At 70.6% G+C, this 20,539-nt stretch carries 16 protein-coding genes; 3 read left to right on the top strand and 13 right to left on the bottom strand.

What is annotated here, in order from left to right:
* The 5 genes from H4N64_RS31995 to H4N64_RS31975 form a co-directional block, all read right to left on the bottom strand.
* The coding region (locus tag H4N64_RS31995; RefSeq protein ID WP_336246844.1) for an ABC transporter ATP-binding protein at nt 1-976 on the bottom strand (976 nt) is incomplete at its 3' end.
* A gap of 134 nt (nt 977-1,110) precedes the next feature.
* Nucleotides 1,111-1,869 carry an NUDIX hydrolase gene (locus H4N64_RS31990; protein ID WP_186285931.1) on the bottom strand — a complete coding sequence of 253 codons (759 nt, stop codon included), beginning with the start codon at nt 1,867-1,869 and terminating at the stop codon, nt 1,111-1,113.
* Nucleotides 1,870-2,033: 164 nt separating this feature from the next.
* Nucleotides 2,034-4,322 carry a glycogen debranching N-terminal domain-containing protein gene (locus tag H4N64_RS31985; RefSeq protein ID WP_260860084.1) on the bottom strand — a complete coding sequence of 763 codons (2,289 nt, stop codon included), beginning with the start codon at nt 4,320-4,322 and terminating at the stop codon, nt 2,034-2,036.
* A 190-nt stretch (nt 4,323-4,512) separates the two neighbouring features.
* Nucleotides 4,513-5,952, bottom strand: coding sequence for a DUF4192 domain-containing protein (locus tag H4N64_RS31980; protein ID WP_186285930.1), 1,440 nt, complete (start codon nt 5,950-5,952; stop codon nt 4,513-4,515).
* 106 nt (nt 5,953-6,058) lie between these two features.
* Nucleotides 6,059-8,212: a RecQ family ATP-dependent DNA helicase gene (locus H4N64_RS31975; protein WP_186285929.1), complete on the bottom strand. Its 2,154-nt coding sequence runs from the start codon at nt 8,210-8,212 to the stop codon at nt 6,059-6,061.
* Nucleotides 8,213-8,612: 400 nt separating this feature from the next.
* Between H4N64_RS31975 and H4N64_RS31970 the strand changes: the two genes are divergently transcribed.
* Nucleotides 8,613-9,239: a hypothetical protein gene (locus H4N64_RS31970; RefSeq protein ID WP_186285928.1), complete on the top strand. Its 627-nt coding sequence runs from the start codon at nt 8,613-8,615 to the stop codon at nt 9,237-9,239.
* Between the two features lie 226 nt (nt 9,240-9,465).
* On the opposite strand, the gene H4N64_RS31965 is transcribed toward H4N64_RS31970, so the two are convergent.
* The 3 genes from H4N64_RS31965 to H4N64_RS31955 form a co-directional block, all read right to left on the bottom strand.
* On the bottom strand, nt 9,466-10,104 hold the full coding sequence (locus tag H4N64_RS31965; RefSeq protein WP_186285927.1) for a hypothetical protein: 639 nt from the start codon (nt 10,102-10,104) through the stop codon (nt 9,466-9,468).
* Between the two features lie 68 nt (nt 10,105-10,172).
* Nucleotides 10,173-10,874 (bottom strand): ribonuclease HII, encoded by a 702-nt coding sequence (locus tag H4N64_RS31960; RefSeq protein ID WP_186285926.1) that lies wholly within the window; start codon nt 10,872-10,874, stop codon nt 10,173-10,175.
* An 82-nt stretch (nt 10,875-10,956) separates the two neighbouring features.
* Entirely contained in the window at nt 10,957-11,580 is a 624-nt protein-coding gene (locus H4N64_RS31955; RefSeq protein WP_186285925.1) for a TetR/AcrR family transcriptional regulator, read from the bottom strand.
* Between the two features lie 184 nt (nt 11,581-11,764).
* On the opposite strand from H4N64_RS31955, the gene H4N64_RS31950 reads away from it, so the two are divergent.
* The gene (locus tag H4N64_RS31950; RefSeq protein ID WP_186285924.1) at nt 11,765-13,312 is read left to right on the top strand and encodes a DHA2 family efflux MFS transporter permease subunit; all 1,548 of its coding nucleotides are present in this window, start codon (nt 11,765-11,767) and stop codon (nt 13,310-13,312) included.
* 352 nt (nt 13,313-13,664) lie between these two features.
* On the opposite strand, the gene H4N64_RS31945 is transcribed toward H4N64_RS31950, so the two are convergent.
* The 3 genes from H4N64_RS31945 to H4N64_RS31935 form a co-directional block, all read right to left on the bottom strand.
* Entirely contained in the window at nt 13,665-14,567 is a 903-nt protein-coding gene (locus H4N64_RS31945) for an ADP-ribosylglycohydrolase family protein (RefSeq protein WP_186285923.1), read from the bottom strand.
* Nucleotides 14,568-14,579: 12 nt separating this feature from the next.
* Nucleotides 14,580-15,239, bottom strand: a complete 660-nt coding sequence (locus H4N64_RS31940) for a histidine phosphatase family protein (protein ID WP_186285922.1) — start codon at nt 15,237-15,239, stop codon at nt 14,580-14,582.
* Between the two features lie 106 nt (nt 15,240-15,345).
* On the bottom strand, nt 15,346-15,951 hold the full coding sequence (locus tag H4N64_RS31935; RefSeq protein WP_186285921.1) for a DUF4937 domain-containing protein: 606 nt from the start codon (nt 15,949-15,951) through the stop codon (nt 15,346-15,348).
* A gap of 155 nt (nt 15,952-16,106) precedes the next feature.
* Here H4N64_RS31935 and H4N64_RS31930 point away from each other — a divergent pair, with 155 nt between their 5' ends.
* Entirely contained in the window at nt 16,107-16,640 is a 534-nt protein-coding gene (locus H4N64_RS31930) for a TerD family protein (protein ID WP_186285920.1), read from the top strand.
* Nucleotides 16,641-16,707: 67 nt separating this feature from the next.
* On the opposite strand, the gene H4N64_RS31925 is transcribed toward H4N64_RS31930, so the two are convergent.
* Both H4N64_RS31925 and nrdR read right to left on the bottom strand, forming a co-directional pair.
* The gene (locus H4N64_RS31925; RefSeq protein WP_186285919.1) at nt 16,708-19,602 is read right to left on the bottom strand and encodes a vitamin B12-dependent ribonucleotide reductase; all 2,895 of its coding nucleotides are present in this window, start codon (nt 19,600-19,602) and stop codon (nt 16,708-16,710) included.
* 166 nt (nt 19,603-19,768) lie between these two features.
* Nucleotides 19,769-20,308: a transcriptional regulator NrdR gene (nrdR, locus tag H4N64_RS31920; RefSeq protein WP_186285918.1), complete on the bottom strand. Its 540-nt coding sequence runs from the start codon at nt 20,306-20,308 to the stop codon at nt 19,769-19,771.
* Nucleotides 20,309-20,539 lie beyond the last annotated feature (231 nt).

Here is a 20,539-nt window from a genome sequence, read left to right as displayed (position 1 = left end):
GACTCTTCTTGGAGTGGCCAGCGTCCTGCTCCTCGCCGGAACCCTCCGTCGCCTTCCCTTGCCCCCCGGCGTCCTCCCCCTCCTCCCTCGCCGCCGCGCTTGGTCCCATGTCCCCCACCTCGTCGGCGAGTTGATGTACGAGGATGTCGTGCCGGAAGGCCAGTTCGCCGATGTCGGCGCAGGTGCTGCCGTACACCGAGAGGCGGTTGCCGCCCTCGCGGACGATTTCCACCGAGCGCTGTGTCGTGCGGGCGTCCTTGGCGAGGAGGGCCGCGAGGCGGGCGGCGTGGGGGGTGCGGACGGCGACGCGGGGGCGGAGACGGGTGCGGGAGAAGTCGGCGGCGTCCTGGTCGGCGACGAGTCGGCCCTGGTCCAGGGTGATGACGCGGTCGGCTTTGCGTGCGGCTTCCTTGGGGTCGGCGGTGGTGAGCAGGACCGTGCCGCCCTGCGTGGCGTGGGCGCGCAGTACGCCGTGGAGCCAACGGCTCTCGCGGGTGGAGAGTTCGTCGGCGGGCTCGTCGAGGACGAGGGTGTGCGGGTCGGCGAGGAGGGCGCAGGCGAGGCCGAGGCGTCGGTCCATGCCGCGGGAGAGGGTGCCGAGCCGTTCGTCGCGCAGGCTGACCAGGCCGACGACTTCGAGGACTTCGTCGGCGCGGCGGACGGGGACACCCGCGGCGGCGCACAGCATGCGCAGATGGCCACGGACCGTACGGGCGGGGTGCCCCGGCACATCGCCGAGGAGTACGCCGACCTCGCGCGACGGGTGGGCGATGCGGTGCAGGGGGCGGCCTCTGAAGTAGGTGAGTCCACGACCCCGTTGGAGTTCGAGCATGAGTCTGAGCGCTGTCGTCTTGCCCGCTCCGGGCGCTCCGAGCAGAGCGGTGACATGGCCCGCGTGTGCCTCGAAGGAGACGTCGTCGACGGCGGGCGGAAGCTCCTTGCGGGGGTCGCTGGTCAGTCCGAAGGCCTGGATCACCCGAAGCAAGATAGCGCGCTATGTCCGGTTTTTTGGGCACCACAAGGCCTGCTCCACGGGCGGCAGTCGGCGCGCTCGGACCCTTTCGCCGTTCGCTCGCGGGCCTGGTCCACCGCGGGTGCCCGGTGCTGGTCTCAGACTTCCGGGCGCAGCATCGGGGGGTTGAGGAGGGTGGCGCCGCCGGCCCGGAAGAGCTGGGCGGGGCGTCCGCCCTGGCGGGTGGTGGTGCCGCCGGTGGGGACGAGGAAGCCCGGGGTGCCGGTCACCTTGCGGTGGAAGTTGCGCGGGTCGAGGGCCACGCCCCAGACGGCCTCGTAGACGCGGCGCAGCTCACCGACGGTGAACTCGGTGGGGCAGAACGCGGTGGCCAGCGAGGAGTATTCGATCTTGGAGCGGGCGCGCTCGACGCCGTCGGCCAGGATCTGGGCGTGGTCGAAGGCGAGCGGGGCGACGGGTTCGCCGTCGCGGCCGTAGCCGCCCTGCTGGAGCAGTTCCTCGACCGGGGCCCAGCGGGCGTTGCTGGCGTCGCCGCCGGCGCGGGGGGCGGGCAGGTCGGGGGCGAGGGCGAGGTGCGCGACGCTGACGACACGCATGCGCGGGTCCCGCTTGGGGTCGCCGTAGGTGGCGAGCTGTTCCAGGTGGGCGCCGTTGTCCTGGACGGGTACGGCGGGGTCGTGGGCGCGCATGCCGGTTTCCTCGGCCAGTTCGCGTGCCGCTGCCTGGGCCAGGTCCTCGTCGGCCCTGACGAATCCGCCGGGGAGGGCCCAGCACCCCTGGAACGGCGGTTCGCCCCTGCGTACCGCCAGCGCGCACAGGGCATGGCGGCGCACGGTCAGCACGACCAGGTCCACGGTGACGGCGAAGGGCGGAAAGGCTGACGGGTCGTAGGGCATGCGGCGATCATAGTCGTCTGCCTGACGATAAGCACTCCCTTCGCCGGTCGCATCGACCGTTGATCGAGTTCGGTCCGTGATCGGTCTTGCGTGCGCCGTTCGGTGGTCGATCGGCTGATCGAGTTCGGTCTCCCGTCCGCTGTGGTGTGGCCCGTCGTGCGAGGTCACACTCCCAGTTGCAGTCCGTCGGCGGCCTCCTCGACCATGGCGAGGCCGAGTCGGCCGACCCGTACGGAGAAGGGGGCGCCCGCGACGCGCAGCCCGGTGAGGACGAGCTCTCCGAGGGGTGCGCCGGCCGCGGGGCGGAGGGTGACGGTGCCCGCAGGGGCGTCGGGGCGGATGCCGGCGAGGGTCGTCAGCAGCAGGACCCCGGCTGCCGCGGCGGTGGCGGCGGGGCGGCAGGCCGCGGGGTGCGGGAGGGGCGCGCTGCCGTCGGTGCGCTGCTGTCCGCCGTACATCTCCGGCAGCCGGTGGCCGAATGTCTCGGCTGCCGCGATGGCGCCGCGCAGCAGCCCGGTCGCTTCCTTCTGGTAGCCAGCGGCGATCAGGCCCGCGACGGCGACGGCTGTCTCGTGGGTCCGTACGGCGCCACTGCGGTGGCCGAACGGGTTGAACCCGGCCTCTTTCGCACCGAGTCCGCGCAGCCCCCATCCGGAGTCCATCGCCGGGCCGCCGAGGAGTCGGGCGAGTTGCTCGGTCTGCACCTTGTCGAGCAGTCCGGGAGCCGGTTCGCCGCCGCCGAGCAGGCCGGTGTCGAGGAGGTGGGCGGTGGCGGCGCCCAGGTGCGGTACGAGCCGTCCGTCCGGGGAGCGGGCCGCTGCGGGTCGGCCACCGCCGAGGTCGTCGATCCAGAAGTCCCGCTGGAAGGCGGTCCGCAGGCTCCACGCCCAGTGCCGTAGCTCGGCGCCGCCCGGTCTGCCGAAGGCGTCGAGAAGTTCGGCGCCGAGCAGCGCGGCTCGGTGGGCGTGTGCCTGGGTTTCGCAGCGCTGTGGTCCGCCGGGCTGGGGGTCGTTGAGGTAGGTGTCGTCGCCCACAGTTGTGCGCAGCCAGTTCAGGCAGTTCTCGGCGGCGGGGAGGAGTGCCTCCGTCTCCTTCTCGGGGAGGCCCCAGCGGCGGGCTTCGGCGAGGAGGGTCGGGAAGAGCAGGGTGGCTTCTGTGGCCGTGCAGCTTGGTGGCAGGTGGGGACCGGCGTCCCGGCGGGGCCCCGGGATCATGCCGGATCGCGGTCCCGGTCCTGTCGTCTGGGTGCGGGCCAGGGTGCGCAGGGTGCCTACGGCGAGCCGGGTGCCGAGGGGCAGGGTCATCCGGGCGGCGGCCAGTGCTTCGGCTGGGGCCAGTCCGCAGCGCCAGGGCACTCCGGCGGCGAGGTGGGTGTCGGTGGGGTGGGAGGGGTCGCGCAGCAGCAGGGCCTGGAGGTCTTCGACACAGGTGTGCAGCAGTGGCTGGACGCCGGGGTGATCGCCCGCGGCGCGGGCGGGGGCCAGCAGGGTCGTCGCCGATGTCCGGCCCGCGGCGCGGAGGGGTCCGGCTCCGTCGGGCCGTACCCGTAGCTCCACGCCGGCGCTGCCGCCGGGGGGCAGCTCGAACTCCCAGCGCAGCAGGCCCGCGGAGGCGAGGGCGTCGGTGGGTGGGGGGTGGGCGGTGACGGCCGAGTTGCCCGAAGGGCAGGTCCAGCGCAGTCCGCAGTCATGGACGCTGGCGGGCAGTTCGGGGCCGGTTCTGCCGGACGCGATGGCGCCGAGGTCGGCCAGATCGGTGCCGAGGGCGATTTCAACAGGCAGTCTCAGGGGGCGTGGGGCCGCGCTGTGGAGGGTGATCCGCTCGGTGCCGTCCGCGTGGCGGACACGCTCGACGACGATGTCCGGGTCCGGGCCCGCGTCGGGGGAGACGCGGAGGGTGCCGACGAAGAGGGCTCGGTCCGCCGCGGTCATCCGAGCGTGCACGGGGAGGGGTTCGCGTCCGGCGACGCGCACCTGGCACCGGGAGAGCACGCGCCGGCCTGCTCGGTAGACGCCTTCCAGGCCTCGGCCGGTCAACTGGCCTTGTTCCGTGGAGATGGCGAGGCCTGGGAGGGCGACGCAGATCAGGGCGGTGTGGGCGGGGGGCAGGTCGGAGGGGCGGCGGGGCTGTGGGGGTGAGGTGGGGGCTGCTTTTCGGGGGGCGCTTCCGGCTGGGCGGGCTGTCTGCCAGGGGTCGCCTCCAGCCGAGCGGACTGTCTGCCAGGGGGCGCCCCCCGCTGGGCGGGCTCTCTGCCAGGAATCGCCCCCGGCCGAGCGGACTGTCTGCCAGGGGTCGCGTCCGGCCGAGCGGGCCGCCTGCCAGGGGGCGCCCCCTGCCGCGTCGGCGGTTTGCGGCGGTGTCCCGTGGTGGCCCAGGCCGAAGGGAGGCTTGGGCGGCCAGGTCACGGGCGGGTGGTTCGGGTCGGCGGCGGAGGGCGGAGTCGGCTGGTGCATGGGGCGGCTTCCTCTGCGCTCGGTGCGCCTTGAGCATGTTCGGCGCCGGATGGCGGATCCGGGGGGACCTGGGGAGGTCGGCGGCTCGGCCGGTCCAGGCGTTCCGCCACTCAGGTGAACGGGGTGACGCTCCTCTGGGTCACGCTCGGCGGCGGCCGAATGGGGTGGCCGGTACGCGCGCCGCACGGGATCACGACTCCCCTTCGGTTCCGGTGTTCGCGTCGCGTCGCTGGGCTCGCGTGGTCCGGGACTTTCGGGCCGAGCCGGGATGCGTGCCGCTCGCCGGTGTGCGCGGACCCGGCACCCTGGTCCCGGGCTGGCGGCCTGCCCTGCCGGCCGGTCGCGAGGAGGGGCCCTCGGCCGAAGCGGCGGCACGCGCACGGCGTTTGCCGACCGGCTTGGCGTCGGTCCGGGTGGGCGCCCGGCCTGTGCGTTCCGCGCGCAGGCAGCGGCGGATGGACTCCGGGTCCAGTCCCTCGTTGCAGGCCTGGTGCAGGAGGCGGGCGAAGAGGTAGTCGGGGTCGGCGCCGAGGGCCATGGCGAGGGCTTCGCGGGCCTCCAGTTCGTCGCCGGTGGACCAGGTGACCCAGCCGACCAGGGTGAGCGGCGCCGCGGCGTGCTCGCCGTAGGGGCCGACGCAGCGGCGGGCCAGTGCTCGCCACAGGCGCAGGGCCGGGCCGGCCTCGTCGCCCTCCATCCATTCGGCGGCACGGTCGCGGGTGGTGCGGTCCTGGAGGCCGAGGATGAGCCGGGCAGCTTCGTCATGGGTGAGCAGTTGGTCGTCGCGGAGGTCCGCGGTGAGGGTGCCGGACACGGGCGGTGCTGCGGCGAGGCGCTCCATGACCCGCCCGGCCAGTTCCAGGGTCTCCTCGGCGACTTCCGCTCGGCTTGTCTCGTCGAGAATCCGGGGGACCAGGGCCATGCCGGCGGTGTCCAGGGCGATTTCCTGTTCCATGGCGGCCGCGGTCTCCCAGGGGAACAGCCGGGCCCGCAGTTCACGCAGGGTGCCGCGCACCTGGAGTCCGGCGTAGGTGGCGGCCGCGGCCAGCACGGAGGTGCCGGGCAGGCCCATGGGGGTGCCGTCTGAGGGGCAACAGCCTTCGTTCCCGCAGCAGTAGGACCAGAAGCGGCCCTGGGAGATGCACAGGGCCTCGATCACAGGTACGTCGAGGTGGCCGCATTCGGTGCGCAGCTTCTGCGCGAGCGGCCGTAGGCGCTCCATGACCTGGCGGCCGGTCTCGCCCGGTTCGGGCTCCTTGCAGACGTAGGCCACCATCTGCTCGGGGCGGACGCCCCGGCGTTCGCTGCCCGTGACGAGTCCCTGGGCCAACTGCCGTGCCGCGGAGGGCCAGTCGTCAGGGTTGGTCGGGATACCGAGCCGGGCCCGACCGCCGAAGCGTCCGCGGCCGTCGCGGTCGTGCAGTGCGACCAGCACGATGCTGTCCTCGGGCCGGTATCCGAGCAGATACGGCAGCGCGTCGGCCAGCTCGGCCGGGGTTCGCAGGGTGACTTGCTGGTCGGCGCCGTGGCCTTCGTAAGCGGTGCAGTCGAGTTGGTCGGTGGGGGGCGTCTCGTGCCCCACGATGTCGCTGTTCTCGGGTTTTCCAGTGCTTTCGCCGTGATTCGTCATGCCCTGACGATCTCGCGGATTGCGAACTTCCGCTTGGGCCTGTGGATAACTCCGAGCAGGGACATGGCAATTGCACCGGAGGCCGCCCTCGGCGCACCGACCAAGCTCAGCCCGCCGCGGCCAGCACCAGCGGAAGAACCTCCCCGCTCCCCGCCCGCCGCAGCAGGCGGGCCGCGACCGCCAGAGTCCAGCCGGAGTCGGTGTAGTCGTCCACGAGCAGCACCGGCCCCGGAGAGCTCGCCAGCGCCTCCGCCAGTTCCGCGGAGACACTGAACGCCCCGGACAGTGCCCTCAGCCGCTGCGCGGAGTTGCTGCGACGCACCACATGAGCGGGCCCCGTACGGGTCAGCGTGCCGAGGAACGGCAGCCGTCCGATGTCGGCGATCCCCTGGGCCAGCGTGCCCACCAACTGCGGGCGGGTCAGGGACGGCACCGCGACCACTCCCACCGGCCGGGCCGGGGTGTCCGCCGCGCCCGACGCCCAACCGCCTGGAGACCGAGCCCAGTCGGCGAGTACGGCCACCGCCGCCCGCAGGACTTCGTCAGGGACGGGGCGGTCGGAGGCGTTCTCGGCGAGCAGTGGCCGCAGTCGGTTGCCCCAGCCGATGTCCGAGAGCCGGCCCAGGGCGCGTCCGGTGGAGCACTGTTCCCCGGCCGGGATACGGCCCTTGAGTTCGACCCCCAGGGCGGGCATCCCCGTGGGCCACATCCGACGCGGCTCGACCTCCACCCCAGGGCGGTCCAGCTCCTTGGTCGCGCCCATCAGCGCCTGCGCAGTCACTCTGGAATCGGCCCAGGGGCCCGCGCAGTTGTCGCAGCGGCCGCACGCGGTCGCGCCCTCGTCGTCCAGCTGACGCCGCAGGAACTCCATCCGGCAGCCGGTCGTGCTCGCGTACTCGCGCATGGCCTGCTGTTCGGCGGCCCGCTGGCGGGCGACACGCGCGTAGCGCTCGGTGTCGTACACCCAGTCGGCTCCCGTCGCGATCCATCCGCCCTTGACCCGCTTGACCGCGCCGTCGACATCCAGAACCTTGAGCATGGTCTCCAGGCGGCTGCGCCGTAGGTCCACGGCCGCCTCCAGCGCGGGCACGGACAGGGGGCGTCCGGCGCCGGCGAGGGCAGAGAGGGTCTGGCGGACCTGGGTTTCGGGCGGGAAGGCCGTGTCTGCGAAGTAGCGCCAGATGGCCTCGTCCTCCTTGCCCGGCAGCAGGAGGACGTCGGCGTGGGCCACGCCTCGGCCCGCCCGTCCGACCTGCTGGTAGTAGGCGATGGGCGAGGACGGGGAGCCGAGGTGCACCACGAAGCCCAGGTCCGGCTTGTCGAAGCCCATGCCGAGCGCCGAGGTCGCCACCAGCGCCTTCACCCGGTTCGCGAGCAGATCCTCCTCGGCCTGGAGCCGGTCCGCGTTCTCCGTGCGCCCCGTGTAGGAGGCGACCGGGAAGCCGCGCTGCCGCAGGAAGGCGGCGGCCTCCTCGGCGGCGGCCACGGTGAGGGCGTAGATGATCCCCGAGCCCGGCAGGTCGTCCAGGTGCTCGGCCAGCCAGCCCAGTCGGTGGGCGGCGTCCGGCAGCTGGACCACGCCGAGGCGCAGGCTCTCCCGCTCCAGCGGGCCGCGCAGCACCAGCGCCTCGCCGGCGCCGGTCCCCAGCTGTTCGGCCACGTCGGCCGTCACGCGCGCGTTGGCCGTCGCGGTGGTGGCCAGCACCGGTACACCGGGGGCGAGCTCGGCGAGCATCGCCCGCAGCCGGCGGTAGTCCGGGCGGAAGTCATGTCCCCAGTCGGAGATGCAGTGCGCCTCGTCGACCACGAGCAGACCGGTCGTGGCCGCCAGCTTGGGCAGCATCTGGTCGCGGAAGTCGACGGAGTTGAGGCGCTCCGGGCTCACCAGGAGCACATCGGTCTCGCCGCGTTCGACCTCCTCGTGGATCGCGTCCCACTCCTCCGGGTTGGCCGAGTTGATGGTGCGTGCCCGGATGCCGGCCCGCTCCGCCGCCTCGACCTGGTTGCGCATCAGCGCCAGCAGGGGCGAGACGATCACCGTCGGTCCTGAGCCGCGCCGACGCAGCAGGGCTGTGGCGACGAAGTACACCGCCGACTTGCCCCAGCCGGTGCGCTGCACCACCAGGGCGCGTCGGCGCTCACGCACCAGGGCGGCGACCGCCTGCCACTGGTCCTCCCGCAGGCGGGCCGCTCCTCCCGGGTCGCCGACCAGCTGACCGAGGACGGCATCGGCTTCGGCACGGAGTTCCAGTTCGTCCATGCCCCCATGCAACCCGATGGCACTGACAATCAGCCACCTCACCCCCGGCCCGGCCGCCCGGCGTCGCAGTGCGGCGAGCGGACCGAGCTGATCCATGCGAAGTTCATCACTTCGTACGGCACGCAGAACCGGCCGTTCACCTGCCCCGTGCTCCCTTGCCTCCAAAGAGCGTCGCGCCCCACGCGTTACCAGGTGACGCAATGGGTAGGGAGATAAGACGCACCCCGTCAGATATCGGTCGGTCGCCCCAATTGCTCGTTGCCGCAACCCAGTTCGACAGGAAGAATTGAGGTCCGCTCCCCGCACGGCTCGCCCGTGGTCCGGCAGGGCTCCGCTGTGGTGTGCGCTCCCCCCGATTCCACCCCGCCCGCAGTGTGGGCGCGTAGCCGAAGGGAGGACCGTGACCTTCGGATTCGCTCCGTCCTCCGCGGCATCCACGTCGACCTCCAGCGACCTGTCCGCGGCCACGCTGGGCCGCGTGCTGGAGCCGGCGGAGTGGGCGGCCGCCGGGATCCCCCTGCTGCGCAATCCCCGCGAGGTCGTCAGCGGGCTGCACTCCCGGCACCAGCCCAGGCCGGCGACGGCGATCGTGGCCGTCCTGGACCCGGACGAGCGACTGCGGGCGAGTGCCTCGTTCACCCGCCGGACGGCCCCGGCCGACGGCTGGATGTTCCGCAACGTCCTGCTCGACCAGCTGCGCCGGGTCATCCCGCACGACCTGCGCCGCCGCACCCCTGTGCGCACCGCCGTCCTGCTCTACTGCCGTGAGGGCGACGCGCGTTGGACGCAAGAGGACGGGGCGTGGATGTGGGGACTACGTGACGCCTGCACTCTGCACGGCCTGCGCTGCGGCGCGTACATCACGCTGACCCGGGACGGCTGGCAGGTCCTCGGCGAAGGGCGCGGCGGCCGACGCCCCAGCGTGGACTCCGCTCCGGAGCCGTTCGCCACCTCCGAGTCACCGCCCCCGCTCCCCCGCACCGGCGGCGGCGCCTCGGAGCTGCTGCGCCGCGCCGCAGCCCGCTGAGCTCACAGCCCCCGACGGAACGTTTCTCCGCAAGCAGTGGCCCTCATGCGTCCCACAGGAAGCCCGCGCCGCCAAGGGTCCCGGCCGACGCGCATGCCGAAACACCCGATGGCCATGGCGCCGAACCGGGCGAGCGCTCACGCGCGCACACCGAAGTCCCCACCGTGCTGATACCGCCCAGGCGGCACCCCGGCCGCAAGGCCGCCCCCGGAGAACCGGAAGCGACTCAGACGCCCGCGCCCAGCACCGAATTGATCTGCTGCGGGTCGCCGCAGACGATCAGCAGGGCGTCGGCCCGGCCGAGGGCCAGGGGCAGGGCGGTGGCGGCAGCGGCGTCGGATCCGCCGTTGACGGCGACCACGACGACGGCGCGCGAGGCCGCACGGCTCGCGACGGCGGCGTCCGCGTAGAAGACGTCGTCGCCCGCGTCGTGCTGGGCCCAGTAGGAGGCTTCACCGAAGGACAGCTCGTGGGCGGCCCACGGGTGCTGTTCGCCGGTGGTGATCACCAGGACGTCACCGGGGGCACGGCCCGACTCCAGCAGCAGGTCGACGGCTTCCTCGGCAGCGTCCAGGGCGCCCTCGACCGAGGCCGGGATCAGCTGGATCTGCGGAGTCGCCGCAGCCGGTGCGGGGACGGGGGCAGCCGGACCGGACGGTCCGGGCTTGGCCGCGGCCAGGTCGCGGGGCGTGCGTTGTGCCGGCGCCGTGGGCCGCGGGGGCCCGGGACGGCCGGGACGCGACGGAGCCGCGGGACGCGGACCGGGTACAGGGCGGGGGGTCGGCGCGGTGCGGCCACTGGCCGGCGTGGCGCGGGGACCCTGGGCACTCTCGTGAATCTGAGGCTCCTCGGGAATGAGAGGCATGGGCTGATATTTATCAAACGTTGGTGCGGCTCACGTGAACGGGTGGCACATGAGTGCGAACGGAACGGTCAGAAATCGAAGCCGAGCTGCCCCTCGATCTCCGGAACACTCTGTTCCGCCCAGCTGCGGACCTTCTTGAGGTGCCGCCACTGGGGCAGCGCATCAAGATACGCCCACGACAAGCGGTGGTACGGGGTGGGTCCCCGCTCCTCCAGTGCGGCCTTGTGCACGGGCGACGGATACCCGGCATTGTCCGCAAAACCGAAGTCTGCATGGTCGATACCCAGTTCGGCCATCATTTTGTCGCGCTGAACCTTGGCGATCACCGAAGCCGCCGCGACCACCACGCAGGACTGGTCACCCTTGATGACCGTACGGACCTTCCAAGGGTCCCCGAGGTAGTTGTGCTTGCCGTCGAGGATCACCGCGTCGGGACGGACCGGCAACGCCTCCAGGGCGCGCACCGCGGCCAGCCGCAGCGCGGCCGTCATCCCGAGATCGTCGATCTCCTCCGGCGAGGAATGCCCCAGGGCGTACGACGTCACCCACTTCTGCAGCGCCACGGCGAGCTCGGTGCGCCGTTTGACGGTGAGCAGCTTGGAGTCGGTGAGCCCCTCGGGGGGCCGACGCAGTCCGGTGACCGCAGCGCAGACGGTGACGGGCCCGGCCCAGGCACCGCGCCCCACCTCGTCGACACCGGCAATGATCTTCGCTCCGGTCGTGGCGCGGAGTGAGCGCTCGACGGTGTGAGTAGGCGGTTCGTACGGCATGGCGCCCTTAGCGTACGCCGCCCGGATCACCCAGCGGTACCCCGGTTTCCCCTGGCGGTGCCACGGCCCCCGTCCGGGCCCGTCAGCCCCCGCTCGGCCGGAGCAGCGGCAGCATCAGCTCATCGATCATCTCCGCCAGTTCCGCGTCGCCCCATTCGCTTCCGCGCATCTTGGACCGGTACATCATCATGGCCGGGATGGCGTCGAAAACGTATCCGTTGGCGGCGTCGGAGCGCACCTCGCCCCGCTCTATTCCACGGGTGATGACCTCACGGATCAGCCTGAGGGTGGGCTCCACGACACCGTCGTAGATCACGCTGTGGAAGCGCTCCGCCTGGAGTTGATCGCATTCGTGAATGACCGCACGAAGGGCAAACCCGGGGCGCGAGTACATGGCGTCCCGCGCGATACGACACAGCGCGAGCAGGTCCTCGCGCACGCTTCCCAGATCGGGCGCCGCGTCGATACGCGGCAGTCCGGCCTGCAGCGCGTCGGCGACAAGATCCTCCTTCGAGGGCCAGCGGCGATAGACCGCAGCCTTGCCGGTCTGGGCTCCGGCGGCGACACCCTCCATCGTGAGGCCGTTCCAGCCGACCGTACTGAGCTGTTCCAGCGTGGCGTCGAGGATCGCGCGTTCGAGCACGGCGCCGCGCCGGCGCATCGAGGCCGCCTGAGCGGGGGCGGCTGTCCAGCGCGAGGTAACCATGAGCGACTCCAGCGAACAAGGGAGCGGGTATTTCGGGGGATTCAGTAAGACCGCGCGGCAGCGACAGGGGGAACGCCACGCGGCGACAAGCTGAGTGAACGCTTGCGTTCACTACTGGGGACTCACTACCGTTGACGCGACAGTGAACGCGAGCGTTCACTAACGCACTTGTGGGGGACCCATAGTGACAACCTCTCAGTTGATTCAGGACCAGAAACCAGGTGCGGCCCGCAGACAGGGCCACCCCGGCATAGCACTCACCGTCATCGCGGCCTGCCAACTCATGGTGGTACTCGACGCGACGATTGTGAACATCGCACTCCCGCACATTCAAGACGCGCTCAAGTTCAGCACAACCGACCTCACCTGGGTCGTCAGTTCCTACACGCTGACCTTCGGCGGTCTGCTGCTGCTCGGCGGCCGGGCCGGTGACATCCTCGGTCGCCGCCGGGTCTTCATGACCGGCATCCTGCTCTTCACCTTCGCCTCGCTGCTCGGCGGACTCGCCCAGGAACCCTGGCAGTTGCTGGCCGCGCGCGTGCTTCAGGGCGTGGGTGGCGCCATCGCGTCGCCGACCTCGCTGGCGCTCATCACCACGACGTTTCCCGAAGGCCCGGAACGGAACCGTGCCTTCGGCGTCTTCGCCGCCGTCTCCGCGGGCGGCGGCGCCATCGGACTGCTCGCCGGCGGCATGCTCACCGAGTGGCTCGACTGGCGGTGGGTGCTCTTCGTCAACGTGCCGATCGGCATCCTGATCGCCGTCCTCACCCCGCTCTACATCAACGAGTCCGAACGGCACACCGGCCGTTTCGACATCGCGGGTGCGATGACGTCGACCCTGGGCATGGCGTCCCTCGTGTACGGGTTCATCCGCGCGGCGGACGAGGGCTGGCGGGACAGCCTGACCATCGGTTCCTTCGTCGCGGCGGTGGTTCTGCTGCTGGCTTTTGCGTTCATCGAGACGCGGGCCAAGGAGCCGATCACCCCTCTGCGGATGTTCGCCGACCGCAACCGCTCCGGCACGTACCTGATCATGCTGAGCCTGGCCGCGGCGATGTTCGGGATGTTCTTCTACATCGTGCTCTTCGTGCAGAACGTGCTGGGGTACACGCCGATCGAGGCGGGTCTCGCCTTCCTTCCGGTGACCGTGGTGATCGCTGTCGGCGCGGGTCTGTCGCAGCGGTTCCTGCCGGTGCTGGGCCCCAAGCCCTTCATGGTCACCGGCTCGACGCTCGTCGTGCTCGGACTGGCCTGGCAGGCCCTCATCAGTGCCGACAGCTCGTACGTGGGCGGAGTGCTGGGACCGATGCTGTTGTTCGGGTTCGGCATGGGGCTGAACTTCGTGACGCTGACGATCACCGCCGTCTCCGGAGTCGCCCAGCACGAGGCGGGCGCGGCGTCCGGACTGCTCAACACCACACAGCAGGTGGGCGGGTCGCTCGGTCTGTCCATCCTGACCACGGTGTTCGGCTCGGCCAGCAAGGATGAGGCGGAGAAGCAACTGCCGCAGTTCATGGCCGAGGCCTCTCCGGAACAGAAGGCGCAGTTCGCCGAGACGCACCAGTTGCCCGGACCGTGGGGACACGAGGTGCTCACCCAGGGCATCTCGATGGGCTTCGTGGCGGCCGCCGCGATGGGTGTCCTCGCCCTGGCCACCGCCTGGCTGGTGATCAAGGTCCGCAAGAGCGACCTGGAGGCCCTGGCCGGCACGGCGGGCCCCGTGGCCGGTTGATCCGGCCGGGGCCGCAAGGGACCGCGGATGGCCGGACCTCGCCCGGGGGACCGACGGCGAGGGCGACGGCCCGGTCATCCGCACTCGTCCCAGCAACCGGAGAATCAGCGCCAGCATCACGTACATGTCCACCCCCCGCACCCCTTTGGCATCTTCTGGCTGCACGAGCCCATGGATCACACACAAGCCATGGATCACACAGCGGATGCCAGGAGAACGCACCAGCGGTCACGGAGAGTTCCCGATATTCACGGAGAGTTTTGAATCGGGTTCCGGCGGCTCGGACCGGGCGCTGAGAATCCGCGCCGTCGGACCCCGGCGCCCGCCCCGCAAGACGCCTGAGCCGACCCCGTCAGACCCCCGGAAGCCACTCCGGCAACGCCTCGGTCCGCTCCACCCACTCCGAAGGCGGGGTCCCCGCCTTGCCCGCCGCGAGCACCCCGCCGACGATGGCACACGTGGTGTCCATGTCGCCGCCGACCTGCGCGGTCGTCCAGAACGCATGCCCGTAGTCACCGAGGGACCGCGCGGCCGACCAGATCGCGAAGGGCACGGTGTCATGGGCCGTCGTCCGCCGACCGCAGCCCAGCACGGCGGCGACGGTGCCGGCGTCGCCGTAGTCCAGCATGTCGCGCGCCCGGCGCAGCCCCGCGCCGACCGCGCTCTTCGGAACCAGCGCGATCACCCCGTCGAGCAGCGCCTCCGCGCTGGGCGGACCGCCCGGGGCGCCGGCGAGCGCCGCTGCCGCCGCGACGGCCATGGAACCGACGACGGCCTCGCGATGCTGATGCGTGGGGTACGCCGAGATCTCGGCCTGGTGGGTGGCCTGCTCGGGGTCGTCCGCGTACCAGGCGCCCAGGGGCGCGATCCGCATCGCCGCACCGTTGCCCCAGGAGCCCTGGCCCTTGAAGAGTGCGGAGGCCAGCTCGCGCCAGTCGCCGCCCTCCCGGACCAGCCGCAGCAGACGGTTCACGGCGGGGCCGTAGCCCCGGTCGAAGTCGTGGTGCTCGGCGAAGGACCGGGCGAGCGCGTCCTGGTCGATGCGGTGGTGGGCGGCGAGGACCGCGACGACGGAGCAGGCCATCTCCGTGTCGTCGGTCCATTGCCAGGGGCCGGGCGGCAGCTCACGACGCTTCAGCAGCGGATAGTTCGTCGGCACGAAGAACTGGGAGCCCAGCGCGTCTCCCACCGACAGTCCGCGCAGGCTGGCAAGGGCGCGGTCCAGGCGCCCGTCGGGTGAGGAATCAGCGGTCATCGCTCTGCCACTCTATCCGGTGATTCCGTACGGTTCCGGATCTCGCCAGCGGTCGAAAGGCCGGTCAAGCGCGTACTTGCCGTCGTCCCCCAGAACGAGCATCCGCATTTCCCCGTTCCCGGGATTGGACAGCGACTCGAACTCCGCGACCGTCCAGTGGAACCACCGCATGCAGAACAGGCGCATCGCGAGGCCATGGGTCACCAGCAGCACGTTCGGCGGATGGTCGGGGGCCTCGAAGCTGCGGTACAGGCTCTCCAGGAAGCCGCCGACTCGGTCGTACACATCGGCGCCGGACTCACCCTGGGCGAAGCGGTAGAAGAAGTGCCCGTAGGCGTCCCGGTAGGCCTTCTGCAGGCGTACGTCGTCGCGGTCCTGCCAGTTCCCCCAGTCCTGCTCGCGCAGCCGGGGCTCCTCACGGATGCGTATGAGCTGGGGGTCCAGGTGGAAGGCGCGCAGCGTCTCGTGCGTGCGGCGGTAGGGGGAGACGTACACACTGACCCGCTCGCGGCCGAACACCTCGCGCAGCCGTTTGCCCGTCTCCTCGGCCTGCCGCCAGCCCCGCTCGGTGAGGGCCAGCGCGTGGTCGGGTTCGCGCTCGTACACGGTGTCATCAACATTGCCCGTTGACTCGCCGTGCCGGACAAGGACGATGCGCCGTGGTCGTGCCATGCCAAAACCCTAGATCGGGTGAGGGCCGATCGAGCACTCGTACGGGCTCCATACGGCGTAGGTCACATATTTCCGGCAGCGATCCATCCGGAGATGCGCGCGATGATCACACCGTCCAGGTGGATTCCAGCTCCACGATGTCTCCGGTGAGAGCCGCGACATCCGCCTCCGTCTGGGCCCGCAGGGCCAGTCGCTCGACGCGTTCGGCCCGGTACTTGCCGTGCTCGGCGGCGGACAGCCACATCGACAGGACGAGGAACTCATGGCCGGGCGCCTCGCCGAACAGCCCGCGGACCATGCCGGGCGAACCGGCCATCGCCGGGTTCCAGACCTTCTCCTGCATCAGCGTGAAGTGCTCGGCACGCTCCTCGTGCACCCGGCAGTGTGCGACGCGCAGCAGATCGGCGTCCGTGAAGCGCGGCTCGAAGCCGGTCTTCACATCGAAACGGTGGTCGAAGAGTCTGACCTGGGCGTCTTTGAACGTGCCCGACTGGGACGCCGCCAGCCGGTCGTGAGAGCGCGCCATGAAGGAGTCGTAGAAGGCGCGGCTCTCCCAGAAGGCGAAGATGTGCGCCACGCCCGGCCGACTCCGGCTCCAACCACCGCCCTGCCCCCGAAACCCCGGCTCCCCCAGAAGCCCCGCCCACTTTCGCTGCCCCCGCTCAAAACCGCGGCGGTCCACCACGGTGCAGCGAATCCACTTGACCAGCACCGCGCCATGGTAAGGCCACGGAGCGCGGCGCCGTTCGCCCTCGCTGCGAGCGCTCCCCCACGATCGTCCACGCGCGCGTGGCAGGATGGACAATCGGCCCTGTCTGTCGGGCAGTTCAGGCCGCACGCGCATGGCGAACGGGGAAGGGGAGTCTGGTGAACGGCCTCAACAAGGGGATCCGGAAGGTCGAGATAGCCCTCAAGTGGGACCCGAGTCCGGCGGGGCAGCCGCCCACCGACCTGGATCTCGTCGCCGGGACGTACCTGGCGAGCGACCCCTACGGCGATCCGGCGTTCGTCGTGCACTTCGACAGCCGGTCCCCCGACGGCACCATCTATCTCAACCGCGACAGCCACGACGGCAAGGGCTTCGGCTGGGACGAGGTCATGACGGTGGAGCTCAACCGCCTCGACAGCCGCTACGCGCGCGTGGTGGTCGGCGTCGTCATCCAACAGCGGTCCGCACAGCGCACCTTCGTCGGCGTGACCAACCCCGGCCTGCGCATCCGCGAGGGCTACACCGACCTGGCCACGGACGACTTCGGCAGCGTCCTCGGCGCTACGGCGGCCACGGTCGCGGAGTTCGCCCGCCAGGAGGACGGCAGCTGGGACTTCCACCCCGGTGTCCACGGCTTCGAGGACGACCCCGCGACCTTCACACGCACCATGGGCAAGACCCACCAGCCCTGACCACGGCCCACGAAGAAGGAGGGGCGCCGACACACGGTCGGCGCCCCTCCCCGTCAAGGACTAGCGATCAGCTGCAACCGCTGGTCGAGCCGCAGCCCTCGCAGATGTAGCAGGAACCGGCCCGCTGCATCTTCGTACCGCAGGAGAAGCACAGCGGGGCGTCCGCCTGGATGCCCAGCTGCATCTCCACCAGCTCGGCGCTGGTGTGGGCCTGCTTCGGGGCGGGCTTGGCCGCCTCGACCTCGGCCTTCGGGGTGGCGACGGCCTTCAGCTCCTGGGCGCGCGGCGCCGACTGGGCCAGACCCTCCACGTCGACCTCGTCGTCGGCCGGCTCGTACGAACCGGTCTCCAGATGACGCTGACGCTCCTCGGCGGAGTGGATGCCGAGCGCGGAGCGCGTCTCGAAGGGCAGGAAGTCCAGCGCCAGGCGGCGGAAGATGTAGTCGACGATCGACTGCGCCATCCGCACGTCCGGGTCGTCCGTCATACCGGCCGGCTCGAAGCGCATGTTGGTGAACTTCGAGACGTACGTCTCCAGCGGCACGCCGTACTGAAGGCCGACGGAGACCGCGATGGAGAAGGCGTCCATCATGCCCGCGAGGGTCGATCCCTGCTTCGACATCTTCAGGAAGACCTCGCCGAGACCGTCGTCCGGGTAGGAGTTGGCGGTCATGTAACCCTCGGCGCCGCCGACCGTGAAGGACGTCGTGATGCCGGGGCGGCCCTTGGGGAGGCGCTTGCGGACCGGGCGGTACTCGATGACCTTCTCGACCGTCTCGCGGATGGTCGCCTCGGCCTTCTCCGTGACCTCGGCCTTCTCCTTCTCCTTGGTCTTCGCGGAGAGCGGCTGGCCGACCTTGCAGTTGTCGCGGTAGATGGCGAGCGCCTTGACGCCCATCTTCCAGGCCTCGAAGTAGACCTCCTCGACGTCCTCGACAGTCGCCGACTCCGGCAGGTTGACCGTCTTGGACAGGGCGCCGGAGATCCACGGCTGGATCGCGGCCATCATGCGGACGTGGCCCATCGCGGAGATGGAGCGCTCGCCCATGGCGCAGTCGAACACCTCGTAGTGCTCGTGCTTGAGGCCGGGGGCGTCGATCACATTGCCGTGCTCGGCGATGTGGGCGACGATCGCCTCGATCTGCTCCTCCTGGTAGCCCAGGCGGCGCAGGGCCTGCGGAACGGTGCCGTTGACGATCTGCATCGAGCCGCCGCCGACCAGCTTCTTGAACTTGACCAGCGCGAGGTCGGGCTCAAGACCGGTGGTGTCGCAGGACATCGCCAGACCGATGGTGCCGGTCGGGGCGATGACGGACGCCTGGGAGTTACGGAAACCGTTCTTCTCACCAAGACGCAGCACGTCCTGCCAGGCCTCCGTGGCGGCGGCCCAGATCGGCGTGTCCAGGTCGTCCATGCGGACGGCCTTGGTGTTCTCGTCGGCGTGCTGCTTCATGACCCGCAGGTGCGGCTGCGCGTTGCGGGCGTAGCCGTCGTACGGGCCGACGACCGCGGCGAGCTCGGCGGAGCGCTTGTACGAGGTGCCGGTCATCAGGGAAGTGATGGCACCGGCGAGGGCGCGGCCGCCGTTGGAGTCGTAGGCGTGCCCGGTCGCCATCAGCAGGGCGCCGAGGTTGGCGTAGCCGATGCCGAGCTGCCGGAACGCGCGCGTGTTCTCGCCGATCTTCTGGGTCGGGAAGTCCGCGAAGCAGATGGAGATGTCCATCGCAGTGATGACAAGCTCGACGACCTTGGCGAAGCGCTCGGCGTCGAAGGACTGGTTGCCCTTGCCGTCGTCCTTCAGGAACTTCATCAGGTTCAGCGAGGCGAGGTTGCAGGACGTGTTGTCCAGGTGCATGTACTCGCTGCAGGGGTTCGAGCCGTTGATACGGCCGGACTCCGGGCAGGTGTGCCAGTGGTTGATGGTGTCGTCGTACTGGATGCCCGGGTCGGCGCAGGCCCAGGCGGCCTCGGCCATCTTGCGGAACAGGGTCTTGGCGTCGACCTCTTCGATCACCTCGCCGGTCATCCGCGCGCGGAGGCCGAACTTGCCGCCCTGCTCGACCGCCTTCATGAACTCGTCGTTCACGCGGACGGAGTTGTTGGCGTTCTGGTACTGGACGGACGTGATGTCGTCGCCGCCCAGGTCCATGTCGAAGCCCGCGTCGCGCAGGGCGCGGATCTTCTCCTCCTCCTTCACCTTGGTCTCGATGAAGTCCTCGATGTCGGGGTGGTCGACGTCGAGGATGACCATCTTGGCCGCGCGGCGGGTGGCACCGCCGGACTTGATGGTGCCGGCGGAGGCGTCGGCGCCGCGCATGAAGGAGACCGGTCCGGAGGCGTTGCCGCCGGAGGACAGCAGTTCCTTGGAGGAGCGGATACGGGAGAGGTTCAGGCCGGCGCCGGAGCCGCCCTTGAAGATCATGCCCTCTTCCTTGTACCAGTCGAGGATCGACTCCATGGAGTCGTCGACGGACAGGATGAAGCAGGCGGAGACCTGCTGGGGCTGGGGCGTGCCGACGTTGAACCAGACGGGGCTGTTGAAGCTGAAGATCTGGTGCAGGAGGGCATACGCCAGCTCGTGCTCGAAGATCTCGGCGTCGGCGGGCGAGGCGAAGTACTTGTAGTCCTCACCGGCCTTCCGGTACGTCTTCACGATGCGGTCGATCAGCTGCTTGAGGCCGGTCTCGCGCTGCGGGGTGCCTACGGCACCGCGGAAGTACTTGCTGGTGACGATGTTGACCGCGTTCACCGACCAGAAGTCGGGGAACTCGACGCCGCGCTGTTCGAAGTTCACAGAGCCGTCGCGCCAGTTGGTCATGACGACGTCACGACGCTCCCACTGGACCTCGTCGTACGGGTGCACGCCGGGGGTGGTGTGGATGCGCTCGATACGCAGCCCCTTGGTCGCCTTGGTGCCCTTGGCTCGGGAACCTCGCGTCGGACCGCTCGCCGTCTCTGTCATGCCGCCTCCCTGTACGGGCTAAAACGCCCTGAAGTGCCCCGATGTTCCCGTGGCACGGTGTTCTGTCTGGTGCTGCGGGCATCTCTCGCTGCCGCCCGCAACAGGTCTTCGGTCGCCGCCGCGCGGCCGGACCCGGAGTCCTGGATCTCCGGATCCGGTCCGTCGGTCAGTCGGCGGCGTTGGCGGGCACGGGGACCTGCGCAGTCCCTCCGGGCCCGCGCTCGTCTTCGTCCCCGCGGTCGTCGTCGTCCGCGGCGGGATGTTCCGTCTGCCTGAGTTCCGCGATCGCGGCCTCGAAGTCCTCGAGCGAGTCGAACGCCCGGTAGACGGAGGCGAATCGCAGATAGGCGACGAGGTCGAGCTCCTGCAACGGGCCGAGTATGGCCAGCCCCACGTCGTGGGTGGTCAGCTCGGCGCTTCCGGTGGCCCGCACCGCCTCCTCGACCCGCTGGCCGAGCTGGGCGAGTGCGTCCTCGGTGACAGGCCGTCCCTGGCATGCCTTGCGCACGCCATTGATGATCTTGGTACGGCTGAATGGCTCGGTGACTCCGGACCGCTTCACCACCATGAGCGAGCACGTCTCCACGGTCGTGAAACGACGGGAGCAGTCAGGGCACTGGCGGCGCCTGCGGATCGACGTGCCGTCGTCGGTCGTACGACTGTCGACCACACGGCTGTCGGGGTGCCTGCAGAAGGGGCAGTGCATGAACTCCCAACCCTCCTCACAGCAGACTCAATAGCCTCGCTGGGCCTCATGGGCCCCTCGAAGCAGCCCCAAGCATAGGCGATCGCCGAGAGTCCGAAGACCCGGGGGACCACAACTTCTGGGCTGCTGCTGCAATCCAACCACTACATGTGGGGATTGGCTCATACATACATGCCACACGCGCGTGTCGCGCTCGTGCGGGCCGAACTCACCGGTCCGCACCAATCGACC

The sequence above is a fragment of the Streptomyces cupreus genome, from assembly GCF_014257025.1.
Lineage (GTDB): Bacteria > Actinomycetota > Actinomycetes > Streptomycetales > Streptomycetaceae > Streptomyces > Streptomyces cupreus.
This window is presented reverse-complemented; position numbering and strand designations above follow the sequence as displayed.

Excerpts from the sequence above, each read along its gene's own strand:
- H4N64_RS31990 (WP_186285931.1), bottom strand. The coding sequence starts at position 1,869 with ATGCCCTACGACCCGTCAGCCTTTCCGCCCTTCGCCGTCACCGTGGAC.
- H4N64_RS31985 (WP_260860084.1), bottom strand. The coding sequence starts at position 4,322 with ATGCACCAGCCGACTCCGCCCTCCGCCGCCGACCCGAACCACCCGCCC.
- H4N64_RS31980 (WP_186285930.1), bottom strand. The coding sequence starts at position 5,952 with ATGACGAATCACGGCGAAAGCACTGGAAAACCCGAGAACAGCGACATC.
- H4N64_RS31975 (WP_186285929.1), bottom strand. The coding sequence starts at position 8,212 with ATGGACGAACTGGAACTCCGTGCCGAAGCCGATGCCGTCCTCGGTCAG.
- H4N64_RS31965 (WP_186285927.1), bottom strand. The coding sequence starts at position 10,104 with ATGCCTCTCATTCCCGAGGAGCCTCAGATTCACGAGAGTGCCCAGGGT.
- H4N64_RS31960 (WP_186285926.1), bottom strand. The coding sequence starts at position 10,874 with ATGCCGTACGAACCGCCTACTCACACCGTCGAGCGCTCACTCCGCGCC.
- H4N64_RS31955 (WP_186285925.1), bottom strand. The coding sequence starts at position 11,580 with ATGGTTACCTCGCGCTGGACAGCCGCCCCCGCTCAGGCGGCCTCGATG.
- H4N64_RS31945 (WP_186285923.1), bottom strand. The coding sequence starts at position 14,567 with ATGACCGCTGATTCCTCACCCGACGGGCGCCTGGACCGCGCCCTTGCC.
- H4N64_RS31940 (WP_186285922.1), bottom strand. The coding sequence starts at position 15,239 with ATGGCACGACCACGGCGCATCGTCCTTGTCCGGCACGGCGAGTCAACG.
- H4N64_RS31925 (WP_186285919.1), bottom strand. The coding sequence starts at position 19,602 with ATGACAGAGACGGCGAGCGGTCCGACGCGAGGTTCCCGAGCCAAGGGC.
- nrdR (WP_186285918.1), bottom strand. The coding sequence starts at position 20,308 with ATGCACTGCCCCTTCTGCAGGCACCCCGACAGCCGTGTGGTCGACAGT.